This is a genomic window from Oceanospirillum linum (genome assembly GCF_001995095.2).
GTDB classification, from domain to species: domain Bacteria; phylum Pseudomonadota; class Gammaproteobacteria; order Pseudomonadales; family Halomonadaceae; genus Oceanospirillum; species Oceanospirillum linum.
Genome location: NZ_MTSD02000010.1, coordinates 57,906 through 76,936, shown reverse-complemented (window position 1 = coordinate 76,936; position 19,031 = coordinate 57,906). Strand labels below are relative to the sequence as shown.

19 protein-coding genes are annotated in these 19,031 nt (G+C 48.9%); 3 read left to right on the top strand and 16 right to left on the bottom strand.

Annotated features, from left to right (window positions below; translation table 11 throughout):
• Positions 1–113 precede the first annotated feature (113 nt).
• Positions 114–1,235 (bottom strand): alpha/beta hydrolase, encoded by a 1,122-nt coding sequence (locus BTA35_RS15825; protein WP_078320788.1) that lies wholly within the window; start codon positions 1,233–1,235, stop codon positions 114–116.
• 233 nt (positions 1,236–1,468) lie between these two features.
• Positions 1,469–2,359 (bottom strand): LysR family transcriptional regulator, encoded by an 891-nt coding sequence (locus BTA35_RS15820; protein WP_078320787.1) that lies wholly within the window; start codon positions 2,357–2,359, stop codon positions 1,469–1,471.
• Between the two features lie 160 nt (positions 2,360–2,519).
• Between BTA35_RS15820 and BTA35_RS15815 the strand changes: the two genes are divergently transcribed.
• Positions 2,520–3,407 (top strand): MBL fold metallo-hydrolase, encoded by an 888-nt coding sequence (locus BTA35_RS15815; RefSeq protein ID WP_078320786.1) that lies wholly within the window; start codon positions 2,520–2,522, stop codon positions 3,405–3,407.
• A 261-nt stretch (positions 3,408–3,668) separates the two neighbouring features.
• Here BTA35_RS15815 and BTA35_RS15810 read toward each other — a convergent pair whose 3' ends face one another.
• The 6 genes from BTA35_RS15810 to dbpA form a co-directional block, all read right to left on the bottom strand.
• Complete coding sequence (locus BTA35_RS15810; RefSeq protein ID WP_078320785.1) at positions 3,669–3,962, bottom strand: addiction module antidote protein; 294 nt, start codon at positions 3,960–3,962, stop codon at positions 3,669–3,671.
• On the bottom strand, positions 3,953–4,261 hold the full coding sequence (locus BTA35_RS15805) for a type II toxin-antitoxin system RelE/ParE family toxin (protein ID WP_078320784.1): 309 nt from the start codon (positions 4,259–4,261) through the stop codon (positions 3,953–3,955). The genes BTA35_RS15810 and BTA35_RS15805 overlap by 10 nt, the downstream gene beginning before the upstream one ends.
• A 180-nt stretch (positions 4,262–4,441) precedes the next feature.
• Complete coding sequence (locus BTA35_RS15800) at positions 4,442–4,891, bottom strand: hypothetical protein (protein ID WP_146060014.1); 450 nt, start codon at positions 4,889–4,891, stop codon at positions 4,442–4,444.
• Positions 4,892–5,549: 658 nt separating this feature from the next.
• Positions 5,550–6,080, bottom strand: coding sequence for a hypothetical protein (locus BTA35_RS15795; RefSeq protein ID WP_139363682.1), 531 nt, complete (start codon positions 6,078–6,080; stop codon positions 5,550–5,552).
• 340 nt (positions 6,081–6,420) lie between these two features.
• Positions 6,421–7,194, bottom strand: a complete 774-nt coding sequence (locus BTA35_RS15790; protein WP_078320781.1) for a hypothetical protein — start codon at positions 7,192–7,194, stop codon at positions 6,421–6,423.
• A 328-nt stretch (positions 7,195–7,522) separates the two neighbouring features.
• Positions 7,523–8,911, bottom strand: a complete 1,389-nt coding sequence (gene dbpA, locus BTA35_RS15785) for an ATP-dependent RNA helicase DbpA (RefSeq protein WP_078320780.1) — start codon at positions 8,909–8,911, stop codon at positions 7,523–7,525.
• A gap of 331 nt (positions 8,912–9,242) precedes the next feature.
• On the opposite strand from dbpA, the gene BTA35_RS15780 reads away from it, so the two are divergent.
• The gene (locus tag BTA35_RS15780) at positions 9,243–9,530 is read left to right on the top strand and encodes a cupin domain-containing protein (protein WP_078320779.1); all 288 of its coding nucleotides are present in this window, start codon (positions 9,243–9,245) and stop codon (positions 9,528–9,530) included.
• A 64-nt stretch (positions 9,531–9,594) separates the two neighbouring features.
• Here BTA35_RS15780 and BTA35_RS15775 read toward each other — a convergent pair whose 3' ends face one another.
• From BTA35_RS15775 to BTA35_RS15750, 6 genes are all read right to left on the bottom strand, one after another.
• The gene (locus BTA35_RS15775; RefSeq protein ID WP_139363681.1) at positions 9,595–10,536 is read right to left on the bottom strand and encodes an Abi family protein; all 942 of its coding nucleotides are present in this window, start codon (positions 10,534–10,536) and stop codon (positions 9,595–9,597) included.
• A 197-nt stretch (positions 10,537–10,733) separates the two neighbouring features.
• Positions 10,734–12,020, bottom strand: coding sequence for a tyrosine--tRNA ligase (tyrS, locus tag BTA35_RS15770; RefSeq protein ID WP_078320777.1), 1,287 nt, complete (start codon positions 12,018–12,020; stop codon positions 10,734–10,736).
• Between the two features lie 348 nt (positions 12,021–12,368).
• A complete protein-coding gene (locus BTA35_RS15765) occupies positions 12,369–13,274 on the bottom strand; it encodes a DMT family transporter (RefSeq protein ID WP_202931284.1) in 906 nt (301 codons plus the stop codon).
• A gap of 17 nt (positions 13,275–13,291) precedes the next feature.
• Entirely contained in the window at positions 13,292–14,044 is a 753-nt protein-coding gene (locus tag BTA35_RS15760; protein ID WP_078320775.1) for an ABC transporter ATP-binding protein, read from the bottom strand.
• Positions 14,041–15,042: a FecCD family ABC transporter permease gene (locus BTA35_RS15755; RefSeq protein WP_202931289.1), complete on the bottom strand. Its 1,002-nt coding sequence runs from the start codon at positions 15,040–15,042 to the stop codon at positions 14,041–14,043. Before BTA35_RS15755 ends, BTA35_RS15760 begins: the two co-directional genes overlap by 4 nt.
• Before the next feature lie 36 nt (positions 15,043–15,078).
• Positions 15,079–16,116, bottom strand: coding sequence for an ABC transporter substrate-binding protein (locus BTA35_RS15750; protein ID WP_078320773.1), 1,038 nt, complete (start codon positions 16,114–16,116; stop codon positions 15,079–15,081).
• A 167-nt stretch (positions 16,117–16,283) separates the two neighbouring features.
• Here BTA35_RS15750 and BTA35_RS15745 point away from each other — a divergent pair, with 167 nt between their 5' ends.
• Positions 16,284–17,210: a LysR family transcriptional regulator gene (locus BTA35_RS15745; protein ID WP_078320772.1), complete on the top strand. Its 927-nt coding sequence runs from the start codon at positions 16,284–16,286 to the stop codon at positions 17,208–17,210.
• On the opposite strand, the gene BTA35_RS15740 is transcribed toward BTA35_RS15745, so the two are convergent.
• Positions 17,207–18,013 (bottom strand): helix-turn-helix transcriptional regulator, encoded by an 807-nt coding sequence (locus tag BTA35_RS15740; protein ID WP_078320771.1) that lies wholly within the window; start codon positions 18,011–18,013, stop codon positions 17,207–17,209. The genes BTA35_RS15745 and BTA35_RS15740 overlap by 4 nt on opposite strands.
• Before the next feature lie 27 nt (positions 18,014–18,040).
• Positions 18,041–18,946 carry a LysR family transcriptional regulator gene (locus BTA35_RS15735; RefSeq protein WP_078320770.1) on the bottom strand — a complete coding sequence of 302 codons (906 nt, stop codon included), beginning with the start codon at positions 18,944–18,946 and terminating at the stop codon, positions 18,041–18,043.
• Positions 18,947–19,031: the final 85 nt, after the last annotated feature.

Sequence of the window (19,031 nt, the reverse complement as noted above, 5' to 3'; positions counted from 1 at the left end):
ACACCAACAGGAAAATTAAAGTCGCGCATTGTAGCATTGAAGGCTTTAACGCCTAACCGCTTTTAATTAGTTAGCCATGCCAGCCAGTGCTAACATTGATCACGGCTGGAAGGCTAACGCTCCATAAAGCCAAGGATATCCTGCACCGTTTCATCGTAATAAGGATTCCATGTTAGCCGGGCGTGTATCTTGCCTTTTTCCCGATAACCCCAGGCGGAATACCAAACGTCAGTACCCTGACGACAACTTAGCTCGGCCTCATCCTCTTGGCCGTTATTGCATTGCCGCTGAAGCCCGTTAATCCCATAAAGTGGGTTTTGGGGGCTAAACAGCAGGCTCATATGGGAACCATTGCTGATACGGTATTCCGGCAACCGCATAGACCTTAGGATCGGCTTTAATGTTGAGTCAGATGGGGTTTCACCAAACCATGTCAGCATTTTAGGGCCATTAAAGCGGGTTTTATAAAGCTCAGTCACCAGCGGAATATCCACCACGCTATCCGCTTCACTTACTGCCATAAAAACCGGTATCGTCAAGGTATGCTCGTCCAGAAGCGCCATCACCCGCTCTGATGTTTGATAAAAAACACCTGCGCCATTCATCGCTAAAGAATCATACTTTACCAGGTTTTCTTCTAAATCCTGATCCGCCCAATCAACAAAATACTTTGCCCACGGAGCCAAAGCGACCATCTTACTTTTAGCCTTAAATGCAGGTGCAAACAGTAATAAGCCATCAACTTCCGGGTTCTCAAGCGCCTCACTGGTGACAAGGTTTGCGCCAGTGGAGTAACCCCCTAACCAAACGTCGTCATACTCAGCGGCCAGTAACCGGGTGTGATGGTGAACCGCAGAAACCCAGTCATCAAGCTTAGGGTTCATCAGATCCTCAGGCTTAGTGCCATGCCCTGCCAGTAAAATAGTGCGCACAACATAGCCTTTTTCAACCAGGCTATCCGCAAGATCGTTAAAGGAGTACGGCGAATCACTAAGCCCATGCACCAAAAGCACCGCTTTATTCGATGGCTGATCAGGCTTGCGTTCAAAAGGGCTGTTTAACAATACTTCTTGTTCAGATTGGTCTGATATAAAGCGACGGTTAGCACGAATCCATGCTTGAGTTTGCTCAACATACTCCGCAAACGTGCTCTGTTGGAATTCAGCCTGGGGTACGGGGTCTTTGGTACAGCCGGTAAGTGCGATAAAGAAAACAAGGGTTAAAAATCGAGCCATGGTAACTTCCTATCAATACGTTCACTTCACCTGTCGTCCAGGCAGACCCGCTCTGAAAACCATCAATCGAGCGCCATAAAGTATGATTAATGATTTAAGTTTCCACAATGATTTCCTCCGCTTTACTGACAACCGCTAGCGTTGCAGCAGCCGTGATACCACTAACCAGTGTTGGCATTAAAAGGATATTTGGGTGTCCCGGTTTGTTAGCACAAATAAAAATGCCGGGGTTCTCACCAGGACTGCTGTTTAAACCATTGCTCCAGATAATCGATCAACGCCCGTACTGCACCAGACTGATGCTTGCGCGAATTATACAGCACGTAGATCTGCAGCTCCTGAAGCTGCCATTCCGGCAAGACCTCTACCAGCTCACCCCGAGCCAATGCATCCTCTGCCAGGTAGATCGGTTGCATGGCAACCCCCATTCCTTGCTTAGCCGCGGCCATCAGTGCAGTCACTTCGTTGGCCGTCAGTCGACAGTGCAGATCCACAGCTCGCGCCCCCAGTTTCTTGTGGGTCAGGTGCCAGGCATGGCGGCCAAAATTGCGATACCCAAGACAATCATGTTCCGCCAGATCCTCCGGTGTTAGCGGCACACCTCTCTTTTCAAGATATTCAGGGGAAGCTACCAATACCGACTTACAAACCCCAATCGGCTTACCAATCAGGGATGGGTCCGGGTTACTGGCAAAGCGTAACGCCAGATCAATGCGCTCAGCGGTCAGGTCGGTCACGCTGTCCTGCAACTCCAGGTCAACGGACACCTTAGGGTACTGCGCCATAAAACCATTTAAAGCCGGCACCAGCTGAGAAAAGCCAAAGGACATACTGGTAGCCAGCCGGATCTGTCCGGACGGTTCGTAGGACGCGATATTCATCTGCTCCAACCGATCTGCCTGTAATAGCCACTGCTCTACCTCAGCCAGACACTGCTCTCCTGCCGTTGTCAGTGAGATCTTACGTGTCGTGCGATGAAACAAACGTGCCTGTAACCAGGTCTCCATCGCCTCCAGATGACGACTCACCATAGGCCGGGACATCTCAAGCCGGTCAGCGGTTCGGGTAAAGCTACCGGAGTAAGCCAGATCAACAAAGACTCTGGCTGCAGTGATACGATCCATTAGCGCCTCTTATTAGTTCAGAATACGAAACAATCATGATCATTATTAGGTATTTTTCATTAAACAATCAATCGGCAAAATCTCCCTCATCAATCAGGGCAGGGATTACCCATCCTAAGTCCTAGATCCCAACAGCAACCGAACCAAAACGGAGCCGATCATGAAAAAACGCACTCTTAGCACCGCAGCTACTCTTCTGGCCACGGCAAGCCTGTCTTTATTGAGTGGCAACGTGCTTGCAGATAACCTGCCATTAACATTCGACGTTTATAATGCTGGTCCCCAGAGCTTTCACGTTAACGCCACACTGATTGTCGGTGAGACTGAAGCCCTTCTGGTGGATACCGGCTTCACTAAATCCGATGCACTGCGTATCGCCGCCAAGGTCTATGACAGTGGAAAACCACTGAAAACCATTTTTATCAGTCAGGCCGACCCTGATTTCTACTTCGGTGCAGAAACACTGAAACAGCTCTTCCCGGATGCCCGAGTCATTACCACACCGGCCGTTCGTGACATCATCAAAAAGAAAATGGCCGGTAAAGTTGATTTCTGGGGGCCAAAACTGGGGACTAACGCCCCTCAACAACCTGTATTGCCAGATGCTTACCAAGGCAAGACACTGACGTTGGATGGACACACCATCGAGATTCGAGGCACCGACGGTGTATTAGCACACAGACCTTATCTGTGGATTGAGGACAACAAAGCGATTCTGGGTGATATCGCCGTTTTTGGCGGTCTGCATCTCTGGACAGCGGACACTCAAACTGAGGAACACCTGAACGGCTGGAACACCCAACTGGGTGCCATGCTTTCCCTGAATCCGAAAGTGGTAATTCCCGGTCACATGGCGACAAACACCAAACTCGACACCAGCAGCATTCACTACTCCAAAACCTACCTGAGCCAGTTCCGTCAGGCAGTAAAAAAAGCCGATAGCAGTGACGATGTTAAAGCCAGTATGCAGAGCCTTTACCCAAATGCAGGCCTGGGTATCGCCCTTGAACTGGGCTCCAAAGTACACACGGGTGAAATGAAGTGGTAAACCACGAACTCTAAGTAAGCTCAGAGGGGCTCAGACGAAACACCTGAGCCCCGATAGCTGCTCCGGCTATTCTCTCTAAAAACCTTGGAGTTTTGGCAGGGGATTTGGAATAGCCAATGGCTTCCGCCTTGCCTAAAAGATAGATAATTTTGCAGCAGGTAAATTATGGATGTCCCGGTTTTTTCTGTGCGGAGCCGCATGCAGGGTGTTGTGGGGGCTGAGGGCTAGAAACCCTCGACTACCCGATTAGGTGTAACTATATCAGGCAGAATGTTGAACAGATAATTTAAAGCCAAGGGCTTTAGTTACTTTGGCAACTGTTGCAAAAGTAGGATTACCTTCAGGAGATAAGGCTTTATACAAGCCCTCACGCGTTAAACCGGTGTCTCTTGCAAGCTGACTCATATTTTTTGCGCGAGCAATTACACCTAATGCATGTAATAGAAATGCAGGGTCGTCACTTCCGTCTTCAAAGCAAGCCTCGAGATAAAGCTGAATATCTTCATCTGTCTTCAAGTACTCAACTGAATCCCAGCGCGTCGTTTTTATAGCCATAATTGATCCTCCAATTGTCTAGCAATTTCTTTGGCTTTAGTAATATCTTTTGATTGAGTGCTTTTATCACCTCCAGAAAGCAAGATGACAACCTCAGATCCACGTTGAACAAAATAAACGCGGTACCCTGGGCCATAAAATATACGCATTTCACTGATACCCTCACCAACAGGACTAACATCGCCGAAGTTACCAAACCCCATGCGATCAATTCGGGCAAGAATACGTGCCTTTGCGCGAAGATCTTTTAAGGCCTCAAGCCATTTTGTGAATATTTCCGTTTTACGAATTTCAATCATGTGTTAACTGTAGATTACATATATTTAAGTGTCAACTATGGTTAACAACAGAGGAACGACGGCTACGTGGGTCTGTAAGTAATGGGTGACACAGAACTATGAATACCCTCGAAACGCCCTGTGCGGATCCGCATGCAGGGTGTTGTCGGGGCTGGAGGCTAGATACCTCCGGCTACCCGATTAGTTGCCATTTGTCAGCTTAACTCTAAAAGCAACATGTACTCTCTTAAAGAAGTCATTTAACTCTTTTAGTGCTATCAAAATATCAGTTAAAGGTGAAGCATCTAAATTGTAGGATTCTTGTACATTGTAATCACTGTCGACATAAACAAAAGCTTTGAAAGGTTTTCCACTTGCTTTTGAGTTTTCCGCCATCGATTCTAGGGATTCTTTTTGTACTATTGATTCTTTTAAGTCTTGTGTTTCATTCGAGGACACAGGATATCTAAAATAAGTGCTTTTAGGGTCAGATCCACTAACCAACTTAATTTGCTTTCCTATTTTATCAGGAAAATCCCAATTGATATCTTCAGGAAGTTTCGATCTGTTACTTTGATAAATATTGTGAAAATAACTATATAGATCATTCAAATTATGAGTATTAGAAATTAACTTCCAGTTGTCATTCACTAAAATTGCAGGTCTAGCATGAGAAAAACCATCACCGTACGGTATATCGTACTTCCTATGGAATATGACAATAAAAGATTTAAACCACAACTATAATGCATGCCGCTGTAAGTATGATTTGGGTAATAGTCCATCTGTACTAGAGTCATATTTTTCTAAGGTCTCAGCAGCAGTTGAGAACTGATCTGCAGAAGCACCTAATCCACCATCGTAATGTGTATTTGGCGGTGTAAATAAATATTGCATAAACCCTCTTGGCAACTAACATCTATGGAGGCCCCTATTTTGGCAAGTAGTTTCCGATAACATAAAAAGGTTTGCAGCCATCTATTCGGATTTTATTCGGGCATTCACCCTATCCCTGATGAGCTTCGCTGATCCGGTTCTAATCATTTTAGCGTTCTCATATCGAAACCAGCATTTAGGACACCCATCATTTTATCCAGACACATCAACACCTTTGGTCTGGTTGATGCCTTAGCTGAAAACGACTTCCAACCATTGCCAGGATGGCGTTCACCCCGCCTTTTGCAGATTTAAATGATGGGTGTCCCGGTTTTTTATGTGCATAAGCTGCGAAGAATGTTGGACGCTTTTTGCGTCATTTTCTTTTAAGCAAAAAATCAGACAATGTGTGACGTCAGATTTAATGCGTTTGTTATGTGTTGGGTAGTTTGATAGAAAATTCAGCTTCTTTATGTACTAATTCCAATGTCACTCTCTTCTCATGAACCACGCTAAGAAAAATATTAATCACGCTTACAAGCTGTAAATAATACAGCTCCTTTTTACTTTCTCGGTCTGATGCAAAGAAGAACCCTACACAAACCTGATTATCAGGAACAAACGGTGAAAAATGATTGCTATGCACAAATTGATTACATAAATCCTCTAAACTAAGTTGCTTTGAGCCGCCAGAAAAAAGTTGGTAGTCATTGATGGACTTATTTTTTTTAGGATTATCTGCTTTGGGATACGTCGTAATTTTCCAGTTAAAGCTTATGACATTATTTGGAAGTAAACCGCTTTCTTTCAGTTTACGGATAGCGTAGAAGCCGAAAAAAATGGATTTTTCGACCGAGAATTCAAGATCGTCATTCCAATCATTACTACGGTAAAGTTTTTCAAGAGATGTAGCCGATTGCTCTAGCTCCATTAACCAATATCTTTTCAATCGACTATCAATCATAAAACCTCTTAAACACATAACGAGCCTGTAGAAAAACCAGCATTTAGGACACCCATCATTTTATCCAGACACATCAACACCTTTGGTCTGGTTGATGCCTTAGCTGAAAACGACTTCCAACCGTTGCCAGGATGGCGTTCACCCTGCCTTTTGTAGATTTAAATGATGGGTGTCCCGGTTTTTTCTGGTTTTCATCAGCGAATGCGCTTAAATAAACGTAGCAGCGCGATAAGTTCTCAATAACTGGAGCCCGTTAGGTTTTTCTACAGCCTGAACGTGGCCATCACCGGTGACAAAGCCGAAGCGAAGCGGAGGTTTTGGCATCCTGTGCATGGCCTGGTTAAACATCCTCAGCGGATCCTTCTTCCCCATCAGGCCCGGTTATTTCCTCAAGGACGTAACTTACCGGCCCAGTTAGCATTCTTTTTAGTTTTAATGCCCTAGCGGTAAAAGCATCAAGCTTATCAAGCAAACCGCCCAACCGTTTGAGAATATCAGGCTCATCATTTTGCAGCTGCTTTAGGCTTTGATGGTTTGCGACCACAGATCCAACAAGCGACTGGAGCGCCTCTTTAACCCCTTTTGCCCCCTTGATTTTTATCAGCAAAATGGCCTTCTTTATGCGATCCAGCTCCTCAAGGAGAGCCAGCTTTAGCTCTGCGGATATTGAGCTATCAGTAATCGCATCGTAAAGCGCACTAACCATTTCTTGAATTTGGGAGAGATCTTCCTCTGAGATGGATTCCTCTGAATAGAACCCTTGAAGAGCTTCTGCACAAAATTGAAGACGGGCTAGTACCTCTCCGTCGAGGTGGCCTCTCAGCGTCTTCCATTGCTGTCCAAGGTTAACGGGAAGAATGGCTTTCTCGATTTTGGGGAAAGAGGCCAAGTATAAATCATGGTTCAAATCTGGATTAAGCCTGATCAGGTTTTTTACTTCTTCACACAGGCCGTAAACCTCGACTAATCCGCGCAGGACGGCAGCTTCGTCTTTCGCGGCGCACCCAAAAACAGGAGCCCACGTATCCCTCACGCAAATGCCTTCTCCATTCTTTGCAGCCACTTCGGAAAGGATCCGGTGAAGCCTGCCTGCTGGATTGCTTTCGTCAATCATCAGTCTATGGTCCTAGTGCTTAAAATTTTAATCATAGGCATGCTTATTTCGCCGGTTTCAATATACCGCCAAAAATTGAGGAAAGGTTTTGATTAGAAAGGAAAATTCCGTTTTCTGATCTGACTGCTTCCCTGCTAAACACGCATGCGAATAGTCACAATAACCGTGCATCTGTGCTCTTAAAAAAGGACAGGCGCGGTTTCCATAATGTATTGAATTTGCAGCTTATCCAATTTCGCCGCACCGGTAAACCGAGCACTAAGTCTGATATGCGGGCACAAAAAAGCCCGCTCTTAGGCGGGCTTTAATAACATCAGGCAGTAACCACTTACACCCGGCGCACTTTAAATTTACGGCCTTTAATCCGGCTGTTCATCAGGTGGTTGAGGGCTTTTTTACCCACGCTGCGTTCCACGGCGACATAGGCGGTAAAGTCGAAGATATTGATCTTACCCACCTGGCTGCCTTCAATGCCGCCTTCATTGGTGAGGGCGCCCAGCAGATCTCCGGGGCGAACTTTGTTCTTTTTGCCGCCGTCGATGGAGAGGGTCACCATGGTTGGTTCCCGGTGGCCGCTCATATCACCGTCGAACAGCTCTTCGCTGCTGGAAGGTTCAATCTCGGTCTGCATCTGGTCGGCAATATCCGCCAGTTTGTAGCTCTCTTTCTGAGTGTACAGGCTGATCGCCAGACCCGATTTACCCGCGCGACCGGTTCGGCCAATACGGTGTACGTGGACTTCAGAGTCCCGTGTCAGGTCGTAGTTGATCACCATCGGCAGGTCGTCGATATCCAAACCACGGGCGGCAACATCGGTAGCCAGCAGTAAGTGAGTGCTTCGGTTGGAGAACTTCACCAGTACCTGATCACGCTCCCGCTGATCCATATCACCGTGCAGCGCCTGGGCGTAGTAGTCCCGCTCTTTCAGGGCGTGGGCCAGGTCGGCACAGGTCTGCTTGGTGTTGCAGAAGATCACCGCATGTTCCGGCTGGTAGTGCCCCAGCACCTGCAGTAGCAGGTCTTCTTTCTCGGAGGCACGCTCTACGGAGTAGAACTTCTGGCTGATATTCACCGGAGCCTGAGCCGACTCAACCACCTCAACCATCGCCGGTTTGTTCTGATAACGGCTGCTGATCTGGGCGATGGTATCCGGATACGTGGCAGAAAACAGCAGGGTCTGACGATTCGCCGGTGTCTCTTCCAGAATCGCTTCCATCGCATCAGCAAAGCCCATATCCAGCATGCGGTCGGCTTCATCCAGTACCACGGTGTTGACCCGTCCCAGATCCAGAGTACCTTTACGCAGGTGATCCTGAATACGACCCGGCGTACCCACCACAATATGGGTGCCATGGGCCAGAGAGCCGATCTGCGGGCCAATGGGCATACCGCCACACAGGGTCAGAATCTTAACATTGTGCTGATAACGCGCCAGCTTGCGCAGTTCATTTGCCACCTGCCCCGCCAGTTCACGGGTTGGGCACATCACCAGAGACTGACAGGCGAAGGAACGCACGTTGAGTTTTTCCAGCAAGCCGATACCGAAGGCGGCGGTTTTACCACTACCGGTTTTGGCTTTGGCGATCAGGTCTTTGCCCTTAAGCACCAACGGCAGGCTTTGTGCCTGAATCGGTGTCATGCGGGAATATCCCATATCGTTCAGGTTCTGAATCTGGGCGGCAGGCAGGTTAAGGCTGGAAAAGGCGCTATCGTTCACGGAGATCTCAACTGATAAAAAAGAGGTGGCAGACCGAACAGGTCATGATTAAGTTCTTGGGCGTTGGTTTTATGCTCAAAGCCCAGAAGGCGCGCAGTATAACAAAGCCTGCGGGGAATAGCAGATGACAATTATTCGGTTCACTCATTCGCTTTACAGCACAACGTACAAATTAATCAAAAGCAACCATTTATTTAGATTGATTCGCACCAAACCCAGCGCCGATCCGTCATAACGGCAACACAGATCAGGCCCTGCTAATCTTCGCTACAGGTCAGTTGTCTGACCCATTCCAACGATAATTAAAAGATGATTCAAAAAGGGAACCTTCATGTCTGAACGTCCGGTTTTAGTGATTACCCAACAGATCGATAACGAGCGCACCTGTGTTAACCACCTTCTGTTTCCCGCAGGCGGCGAAAGCCAGTGGCACCGCCATGAGCGTGATTACGTGATTGTGCCGATGCAGAACTGTGTACTGCATATCGACACCGGTGAAGGCCCGAAGGCCGTGGAAATGAACGCTGGCGAATGCTACTACCGCCCGGTGGGTGTCGAGCATAACGTGCTGAACAACAGTGACGAAGATATCGTGCTGATCGAAGTGGAAATGAAGTAATTTCTGAAGATTACAACGCGCATCCACAGGCCGCCCAATGTAGGGCGGTTTTTTGTATCTGCTGTCAGCGCAGAATGTTATAGAAAACACCGGACTGACGGTTATTTTTCGTTACCCGAACCATGCTGCGATGCTTCATTAAGGTGTTCAGTTCACGCTTAAACCGGGATGCCGGTAATGAAGTGCCCGGCTTAAAGGCCTGATATGCCGCTAGCCCTTCTGCAGAACAGAGCCAATCAAAGTGATGTTTTACATAGCTGTTTTCATAATCTTTTGCACGGCTGGGTGATAACCACCTGAGCGGTTCCCAGGTACGGTCATGTAAGAGCCGAAGCCGATCCAAAGCCTGCCCCACAGTCACAGGAGCATTTTGCGCAATACCGGGTTTAAAGTTCTGACGAGGGCGGCGCTCTTCACGCAATGCGCCTTGCTTCCATACCGGTTCAAAATGGGCGATTCGGTTTCTGAGCCGATTCACCAAATCGATCCGCGCATAAAGAGCATCCTGATTTTTCTGCACTTTCCAGTGTGCCATCTGCTTATGCCGGTGCCCCGGTACAATTTTAGGTATCAGTTCCTGCCACGGAAGTTTTGCATCCAACAGGCTGGGCCAGAAGCCAAAAGTCATCCGGGAAACCACATCATTTGCAGACAGGGGTCGTTTCTTCGGCAGCCATTTCCCCTGCCGACGATCATGGGTTTCTTTAAAAATTTTATCTCTGGATTTTCCGGACAGTGCAATATGGTTGTACCAATCATTAGACTCAGAATCTCCCGCTACAGAACATGCCTGATACGCATATGCACTTAAGGCATGATGAAAGCGGTTTCTCATTACAATCTCTGTTATCGATATCAAGCGGAATAGAGCACCTGACACGGCCTCATTCCAGCAGTAAATGCCGTAGATCTCATCAGGATCAACAACTGCGAAGAAGCTCCGATAACTGGACAGGCGTGCCAGGGAAATGTCCTGATGTGTCTGCTGAATATTATGAGGTTGCATGATGGTAAAGGCGTCCTTATAATCCGAGGCGTAAGCACTTGGACTGATATCTTTTTTGCTTTCGCTTCGGCCAAACCTGAAAGATCCAAGCTGCAACGATTTTAACAAAAGGGCTTCTCATAAGAGAGGCCCTTTTGTTTTTCTGCCTGTAAAACGCCTCGGGTGTTACCCTCCCTCCGCTTTAAGCGGGTTAAACGTCACACCTTTTTCAGCAGCGCAAAGTGTTTCTTACCGCGCTGGAGCAACCAGTAACGGTCATACAGGGCAAATTGCTGACCGATGGTTTCATCCTGAGCCATCTGCTCGCCATTCAGACGAATGGCACCCGCTTGTATCTGTTCACGGGCTTTACCTTTCGATGGTGCAAGCTCAGCATCCACCAACACCTGCGCCAGCTCTGCGGTTGGGTGAACGGTATAGCACGGCAGACCATCCAGCTCTAACTGTTGCAGCTCCCCTTCGCTAAGCTGCGCAATCCCGGCCTGTGCCTGATCTTTTTTGGCATGACCCGCAAAAAGGGCTTCTGTAATACGCTTCGCACTGTTCAACCCTGCTTCGCCATGCACAAAAGCAGTAATCGCCTCCGCCAGAATCTGCTGTGCCTGTGGCTTATGACCGGAGGCCTCATCCTGTTGACGGATCGCTGCGATCTTATCCATGGATAAAAAGGTGTAGTAACCCAGCATCCGGTAAACATCTGCATCAGCGGTATTCAGCCAGAACTGGTAGAAGCTGTAGGGCGAGGTTTTATCGCTATCCAGCCAGATAGTACCGGTCTCGGTTTTACCAAATTTAGTGCCGTCGCTTTTGGTGATCAGTGGCAGGGTCAGACCATCCACTTTTGTCTGGTTCAGACGGCGGGTCAGGTCGATACCACTGACAATATTGCCCCATTGATCGTTACCACCGATCTGCAGCGTTACACCATGATGCTGATTCAGCTGCACAAAATCATAGGACTGCAGCAGGGTGTAACTAAACTCAGTAAACGAAATTCCCACATCCGGCCTATCCAGGCGCTGTTTGACCGACTCACGGCGCATCATCTCATTGACCGAGAAGTGTTTGCCCACATCGCGGAAAAACGCCACGATATTCATGCTCCAAAACCAGTCCTTGTTGTTGATCAGTTTCAGATCAAGGCCGAGGTGAGGCTGCATCAGTGTGGTGATCTGCTCGCTCAGCTGCGCGGCAAACTCATCCACGGTTGTCATGCTGTTCAGGCTGCGCTCAGCGGCTTTAAAACTGGGATCACCGATGGCACCTGTGGCACCACCCACCAGGGCGATCACCTGATGCCCCGCATCGTAAAAGCGCTTCAGCATCAACAGAGGCACCAGGTGCCCGATATGCAGGCTGCCCGCGGTGGGGTCAAAACCGCAGTAAACGGTTTGCGGTTGTTGCAGAAAGGTCTTCAGTTCATCTGCATTTGTGGTCTGAGCGATCAGGCCACGACGATTCAGGTCATCAAAAAGAGAGGTCATGCTGTGCCTTACTTCATTGTGTTTAGAATAAATTAACTGTGTTAAGAGTAGATTAATTGTTTTAGAACAGATTATTGGGGTTCAAAACGGGTTAATCAGAGGTTGCTCTGAAGATGGCAACAGCTTAGAGGAAGACGCCGCAAAGGCGCATATCCCTATAGGGACAGATGGGAGGATGAGAGGTTGTGTTACCTCTGACATCAACCGCTCCGACAAAAAGAGAAAACAAATCTCTCTTGAGCCAGACAGGCAACAGAAAACCTGGACATCGGCTGGACAGGTCACTTTGCCGAGCGCCTTTACTCCGTCGCATTATTCATCAATGTCTGGCCAAATAATGATGACGTATCACTGATTCATTCGGGTATTCTGCCGTCTTATGATGTTTAGTCCTGCCGTGATGATAATAGACACACCAAGCAGTGAAAGAAGGCCTGGCACATCGCCAAAAAAGATAAAATCCAGGCTCAAGGCCCAAAAAATAGCGGAGTATTCGAATACTGCCAGCGTTGAAACAGAAGCCCGGGCAACCGCCTCAGTCATGATGACATGGGCCAGGCCACCCAAAAAACCGGCCCCCAGCAGCCAGACTACAGACTGGGTGGTCAGCTCTGCCCACTGCCATGATGTCGTAACATCACCGGCCAGAACGGTTGCCCCCCCAACACCACTGCAAGTCAGCGCAAAATAAAAGGCGATGCTGCCGGGGTGCTCTGTCTGCGTCAGCTGCTTAATTTTCACCTTGGCTAGAGCGGTTACAATCGCCATGATCAGTCCGGCGGCACTCCCCAGAAGGGTCGCCTGGCTCATCTCCGGGGACTCCAACATCGGATAAAGTGTTATCAAAACCCCAAAAAAGCCCATCAGAACCATAGCAATCAGGTGCCCTCCCGGGTGCTCGCCCAGATATAAAGCTGCCATGGGAATCGCCAGCATAGGCGCCAAAAAGCCAAAGATACTGGCCAGTGTCAAAGGTAAATAGGCCAGAGAAATAAAAGAAAAGAACATCGCTAAACAACCATAGGCGCTTCGCTCCAAATGCCCTCTCCAGTTCTTGGTTTTAAGCGCTAATGGAAACACTCTCAGATAAACTAAATAAAAAACAATCGGGATCAGAGCCACGCTGCTACACCAGAAAACGATCTGACCCACAGGAGCCTCGGTGGCGGCTTTTTTAACGCAAAGGGCCATACCCGCAAATAAAGCACTGGCCAGTAGCCGGAGCCAAATACCTTTCCAGGACACCCTCATCATATGGTCTCGCATCGTGCTCAAAAGAAATGTAGAACGGGCCGAGGCAGGGCTGCATCATCAATTCGATACATGTTAACCCCGAACACCGTACGAATATTTTCCGGACTCAGAACATGTTCCGGTGCCCCAATATCCACCAATCTGCCGGACTGCATCATCAGTAAACGATCACACTGAGCCGCCTGATTCAAATCATGCAGGGCCACAATAACGGTTGTATTCAGATTCGTTATCAACTGCAGGATGGCAAGTTGGCTCTGAATATCCAGATGATTGGTGGGCTCATCCAGAATCAGTATCTGGGGTTGCTGGGCCAACACCCGTGCGATATGGACACGCTGACGCTCCCCCCCGGACAGCGTTTGCCAAGTCCGATCCGAAAGATGCTCAATATTCAATTGCTGCATCGCCTGCTCCACAATACGGTCATCCTTATCCGTCCAGGGGTTACTCATCGATAACCAGGGCGTCCGCCCAAGCTCCACCGCATCCCTAACGTAAATTCTGTCGTGAGTGTCAACTTGCTGGGCTACAAAGGCGATCTGACGTGCAACCGCCTCTCGGGACATAGCCTTAACAGGCTCACCAGCCAGCAACACCTCACCCTGATCTGGTGTCGCAATGCCAGCCATCAATCTCAGCAGTGTCGACTTTCCAGAACCGTTTGGCCCGATCAGTCCCAATACCTCCCCTTGACGCACACTAAAAGAAAGTGGGTGAATCAGCGTTTTCCCCCGTAGTGTAAAACGGAGATCACGGATAGAAATCATCGGTTTTTTGCTCCTTGAATCAGAATAAGGGCAAAAGCGGGAGCCCCAATAAGTGCGGTCACAACGCCGATAGGCAACACTTGCCCACTGATAACAATTCGGGATATCAGATCAGCAATAACCAGAAAAACAGCCCCCAAAAGCGCTGCAGCGGGAATTAGTCTGCGGTGACGGATACCGACCAAATAACGGGCAGCATGGGGTATAACCAGCCCGACAAAACCGATAGAGCCCACCATAGAGACCATCACTGCGGTCAACATTGCAGTGACAAAAATGAGTATCAGCCGCACCCTGACAACAGAAATCCCCAGGGATTGAGCAGACTCCTCACCAAATGTGAACGCATCCAATGCACGGGCATAGTAAAGGGCCACCAATAGACCCACCAAAGTAGCCGGAGCTGCCAGCCAGGCATTTTCCCAGCGAACACCGCTGAGATTGCCCAGTAGCCAGAACATGATCCCCCGGGCGGCCTCCGCATCGGCAGATTTCGCAATCATCAGGGCAGACAGGGCATGAAAAAGCTGGGCCCCAGCAATACCTGCCAGGATAACCTGCCCAGTCATCCGCGATAGCAACATAACCAGAGCAAAAGCCAGTAAAGCCCCTGCAAAAGCTCCCGCTGACATTGAGAGAGCACCTGCCCCAACCCCAACAATAGCCACCGCTACAGCCCCCGCCGATGCACCGGCAGAAATTCCAAGAATATAGGGGTCCACCAGCACATTCCGCAGTAGTGATTGCAACACAACCCCACTGACGGCCAGAGCCGCACCACAACAGAGCGCAATAACGGCCCGACTCAGGCGGTATTCCCACAAAATCCCGGCATCAATCGTATCCACAAGATAATTCGCACCCAATAGCTTATTGGCCAGGGTCTTGTAGACTGTTGAAAGAGGGATAGGGCTTTCACCAATACTCAGTGCTAACGAGACGGCGGCCAATAGGATCACCAGCGCCGAAAATATAACCGGATAGAGGCCGGGTAACATGGTGTTTACCCGGCTTAAAAGCAGCTGAATCATGTTTTATCTCTCAGCAGAATTCAGCTCAACGATGGCTTTGCTTAACACCTCTAGCCCTGCGACTGATCGCAGTGTCACCTCCATGGCATGGGCATCCATAACGATAATATGATCATTTTTTACCGCATCCATTTCCCTGGTAACTGGGTCGGTACGCAGAAACTTCAGTTTCTTTTTATAGTCATCCGCCTCAAAGCGACGGCGATCCATCTTAGCAATCACGATAAAATCCGGATTCGCTTTGGCGATCGACTCCCAGCCCACCATGGGCCAAACTTCATCGGAATCAATCACATTTTCAACCCCCAAAGAGGCCATCATCCAGGCGGGCACGCCTTTACTCCCACCCACCCAGGGGTCAACGCCTAAAGCAGCACTGGAGTACCAAACGACACCGGAAAGCCCCTGTTGCCGGTAGGGCTCGGCGCTAGCGATAGCCATGGCTTCCCGCTGACGGATGGATTCAATCAATGCCTCTCCACGAGGTTCAACGCGAAACAGGGAGGCGATATCACGGATACTGCGATACAGACTATCCAGAGAGAAGAGCGCCGTTCGCACCCCATCGATGCCTTTACTGGTATCCTGGTCGATGCACTGAGAGGCCAGCACATAGGTGTTAACACCTAGCTTATGAAACTGTTCGCGTTTGCCCACAACCCCATTTGGGCCAACTGTGAACAGAAAGTCTGCGGTCACCAGATCCGGTTTTCTTGCCATCACGCCTTCAAAGCTCGGAAAGTTCTCCGCAATTCGCTCGATACCGGAATCGATCTTTTCAAACTCAGGGGCAACATCAGTGAACCAATTAGATGTACCGACAACTCTGTCCCCCAACCCAAGGCTATACAACATCTCGGTTGTTGCCTGACCAACGGTCACAACACGCTGTGGCGGTTCGCTCAAAGCCAGCTGTTGTCCGCAATTTTCCAGAAGAATCGTTTTGGCAGTACTTTCAGCCTGAACCCAGGTGGGAATAGAAAGAAGTCCAGCGAACAGAGTAGCCCGACCAACAGATCGCAATGTAGAAAAAGAGGTCATAGATAAATCCTTGATACAGATGTTAAAAGGTCCGTCATTACATGTGCAGCAGGATTTTGCCTGTAATTGATAACAATTATCAATTGAATTAATATTAAGGGGGTATGACATAATGGAATACCCTGCTGAAGAGCGAACCGGTATCCTTAAATCGAATTGAGGGCATCATGCGCAGTACATTTAATCTCCGGCAACTGGAAGCGTTCCGGGCCGTGATCAAACATGGCTCCGCACTACGGGCCGCTGATAGTCTTTTTCTAACGCAATCAGCGGTCAGTAAACTGATCTCATCATTTGAGGAAGCCACAGGACTGGAGCTCTTCACCCGACAGTCCGGTCGACTTAAACCGACGTCAGATGCATTAAAGCTTTTTGAGCAAAGTGATCACTTGTTTGCAGAGCTTTCAGGATTAAACCGTAAAATTGGTGAGCTGAAGAACAAAGAAAGAAGAGGCCTGACGATCGGTTTTCTGCCTGCGCTGGCCAGCCAGTATTCCGCTGAAGTTTGCAGGCTGTTTCGTCAGGAAAACCCTGGCATTGAGCTCTCCCTGGTTACCAGCAACAGCCCAGCCATTAAAGAGCTACTCATCAGCCACAAGCTGGATATAGGGGTTGTCGCTACGCCGATCGATCACCCAACCATCAGCTCTACACCTATACTGAGCTCCTCATTAATGGCGGTGCTACCCAGGGATCACCCTTTAGCCCGTCAGAAGGTTCTGCACGCCAGAGACTTAGATGGCTTTGATTTTGTTGATTACAACCCGGATGATCATTGCAGTGCACTGCAGACAAAACTATTTGATCAGTTTAACTGCCGCCCCAACTTCCTGATAAACGGTACCACCGCATCCATGGTGATCAACCTGGTTACCGCGGGGTTTGGTGTCGGCCTGGTTCACCCCGCATCAGCCCACTGGCGACACCAGCAACTGGCCATTATTCCCTTTATGCCCAAAACTCCGATCTCATACTATTTTTGTCACAACGAACAGAATCACAATGCCGATTTAATACAAGTTTTTGCCCAGTGTATGGATAAAATCTACTACGATGTCTTTCGTCAGGACACACTAAAAGATACCCACCTTTAACTCACCAGCAAGTGCGTCATAAACAACTGATACAGTTCGCTCAGGGAACTGACATTCAGTTTGCGGTAGATGCTCTTGCGGTGGTTCTTCACTGTGCCCAGGGCGATACTTTCCAACTGGGCGATATCTGCGGAGTCATACCCCTGCACGATTAACAAAGTAATCCCCTGCTCTTTCGGGGTCGGCAGGCCCTCACCAAAGGAGTGCATCGCCTGTTGCAGCGCAAGCCGGAACTCACTCTTATCCGCCATGGCAGACGATTGCAGCATAGAGGTCTCGGGTTTGCGCTCAGCCCCCGCCCACTGCTGACGGATCAGGGCATGCAGTACCGCAGAATCAGCGCTGAGTTCATGGTACTGCCGCATATGCCGGGTCGGGTCTTCATCGGTTTGTCCGGTAAACAGTAAAATCCAGCGCTCTTCATCCAACCATGTACAGAGGCACAGCTCATCAAAAACACCGGTCTGAGGACAAAATTGCTGTTGATACCGGTTGATCAGATAGCGCTGCTGAGAACTGGCATCCTGAACCAGACCGGAGAGTATCAGCGCTTTGTCACCATGATTCTCCAGGCAAAACTGATAAAAAGGATCACTCAGATAAGCATCGGTCAGATAGCGCTGAAACAGGTATTCCCGGTTATGAGGAATAGCATCATAGAGATAAATAGGGTGTTTATTACGGCGGCAGCCAAGAATAATCAGATGGCTGCAGGGCAGTAGCGTACGCAGATAATCTGCCAGTGCAGAGCTGAACCCCGGTGTGCCGGTGGCTTCAATAATCGCAGCCAGTTTAGCTTTCATGGTACGGCCTCCTTTTATGGCTACACGCTACCGGGGCACGTTAAGGGCAGACGCTGATAATATCTGTCTGATCTCAGTCGCGACGGTTTGTACCCGCTTTGGCAGAGGGCTCTGGCGGTGCTCAATCTGATACAGTGTCTCACTCACAGGCTGATTTAACGCAAAGGTGGCAATTTTATCCTGCTCGCTAAACGCTTCTACGGCATAGCTTGGCAGTACCGTAAACCCTAAGCCAAGACTCACCGGCTGTAAAATCAAGCTAATCTGGTTAGAAAACCCCCGTCGGATAAACTGTTCAACATGCTCAAACGATGAGTAGTTAGCCTGCAGCAGTAAACCCGCATGATGCTCTGCATCAGGATGCCCGATAAAACCAAGATCGCACAAGGTCTGCCACTGGGGAACTGCAGCATAGTCTGCCTGTTTAGGTATCACCAACAGCAGAGGCTCCTCTGCAACCGGCTGGCTTTTAACGTCCTCATGATGTGGCGGCTGACTGGTGAATCCCAAGTCGATGCGTCGCTGGGCTATAGCCTGTTCAATCTCACGATTGGGGGCAAAGCGATAATCAATACTCAGGCCGGGGTGCTGGCTCTGCTGTATCAGTAGCTGCGGATACAGTTTAAGCCCAACACTTCCTGGTGACATCACACGTACTTCACCTTGGTATTCGGGGTCATCGATGACACTGGCGGCAAGGTGTTCCATATCAGCCAGCAATGATTTTCCCTGCCGATAAAGTCGCTGTCCCGCATCCGTCAATATGAATTGCCGGGCATCCCGGATCAGTAAACGGGTCTGCAGCTGATCTTCCAGCTTCCGAATATGCTGACTGACCCCGGATTGGGTCATAAACAGCTGTTCAGCGGTGCGGGTAAAGTGACCAATATCCACCAGGCTGCAGAAGGTTTTCAGTAGGCGCGGATCTATCATTACAAAATATTCTCAAATCAATCAATATTGATAATTTTATATTATCAAAGACCCTTTGTATGCTGCCCGTTATCGAAGCAGAGCT

Coding starts and splice junctions, on each gene's coding strand:
- BTA35_RS15810 (WP_078320785.1), bottom strand. CDS start 3,962: ATGGCTATAAAAACGACGCGCTGGGATTCAGTTGAGTACTTGAAGACA.
- BTA35_RS15825 (WP_078320788.1), bottom strand. CDS start 1,235: ATGGCTCGATTTTTAACCCTTGTTTTCTTTATCGCACTTACCGGCTGT.
- BTA35_RS15735 (WP_078320770.1), bottom strand. CDS start 18,946: ATGATAGATCCGCGCCTACTGAAAACCTTCTGCAGCCTGGTGGATATT.
- BTA35_RS15775 (WP_139363681.1), bottom strand. CDS start 10,536: ATGCAACCTCATAATATTCAGCAGACACATCAGGACATTTCCCTGGCA.
- BTA35_RS15750 (WP_078320773.1), bottom strand. CDS start 16,116: ATGACCTCTTTTTCTACATTGCGATCTGTTGGTCGGGCTACTCTGTTC.
- BTA35_RS15760 (WP_078320775.1), bottom strand. CDS start 14,044: ATGATTTCTATCCGTGATCTCCGTTTTACACTACGGGGGAAAACGCTG.
- BTA35_RS15755 (WP_202931289.1), bottom strand. CDS start 15,042: ATGTTACCCGGCCTCTATCCGGTTATATTTTCGGCGCTGGTGATCCTA.
- BTA35_RS15815 (WP_078320786.1), top strand. CDS start 2,520: ATGAAAAAACGCACTCTTAGCACCGCAGCTACTCTTCTGGCCACGGCA.
- BTA35_RS15765 (WP_202931284.1), bottom strand. CDS start 13,274: ATGATGAGGGTGTCCTGGAAAGGTATTTGGCTCCGGCTACTGGCCAGT.
- tyrS (WP_078320777.1), bottom strand. CDS start 12,020: ATGACCTCTCTTTTTGATGACCTGAATCGTCGTGGCCTGATCGCTCAG.
- BTA35_RS15790 (WP_078320781.1), bottom strand. CDS start 7,194: ATGATTGACGAAAGCAATCCAGCAGGCAGGCTTCACCGGATCCTTTCC.
- BTA35_RS15805 (WP_078320784.1), bottom strand. CDS start 4,261: ATGATTGAAATTCGTAAAACGGAAATATTCACAAAATGGCTTGAGGCC.
- BTA35_RS15740 (WP_078320771.1), bottom strand. CDS start 18,013: ATGAAAGCTAAACTGGCTGCGATTATTGAAGCCACCGGCACACCGGGG.
- BTA35_RS15745 (WP_078320772.1), top strand. CDS start 16,284: ATGCGCAGTACATTTAATCTCCGGCAACTGGAAGCGTTCCGGGCCGTG.
- BTA35_RS15795 (WP_139363682.1), bottom strand. CDS start 6,080: ATGATTGATAGTCGATTGAAAAGATATTGGTTAATGGAGCTAGAGCAA.
- BTA35_RS15780 (WP_078320779.1), top strand. CDS start 9,243: ATGTCTGAACGTCCGGTTTTAGTGATTACCCAACAGATCGATAACGAG.
- BTA35_RS15820 (WP_078320787.1), bottom strand. CDS start 2,359: ATGGATCGTATCACTGCAGCCAGAGTCTTTGTTGATCTGGCTTACTCC.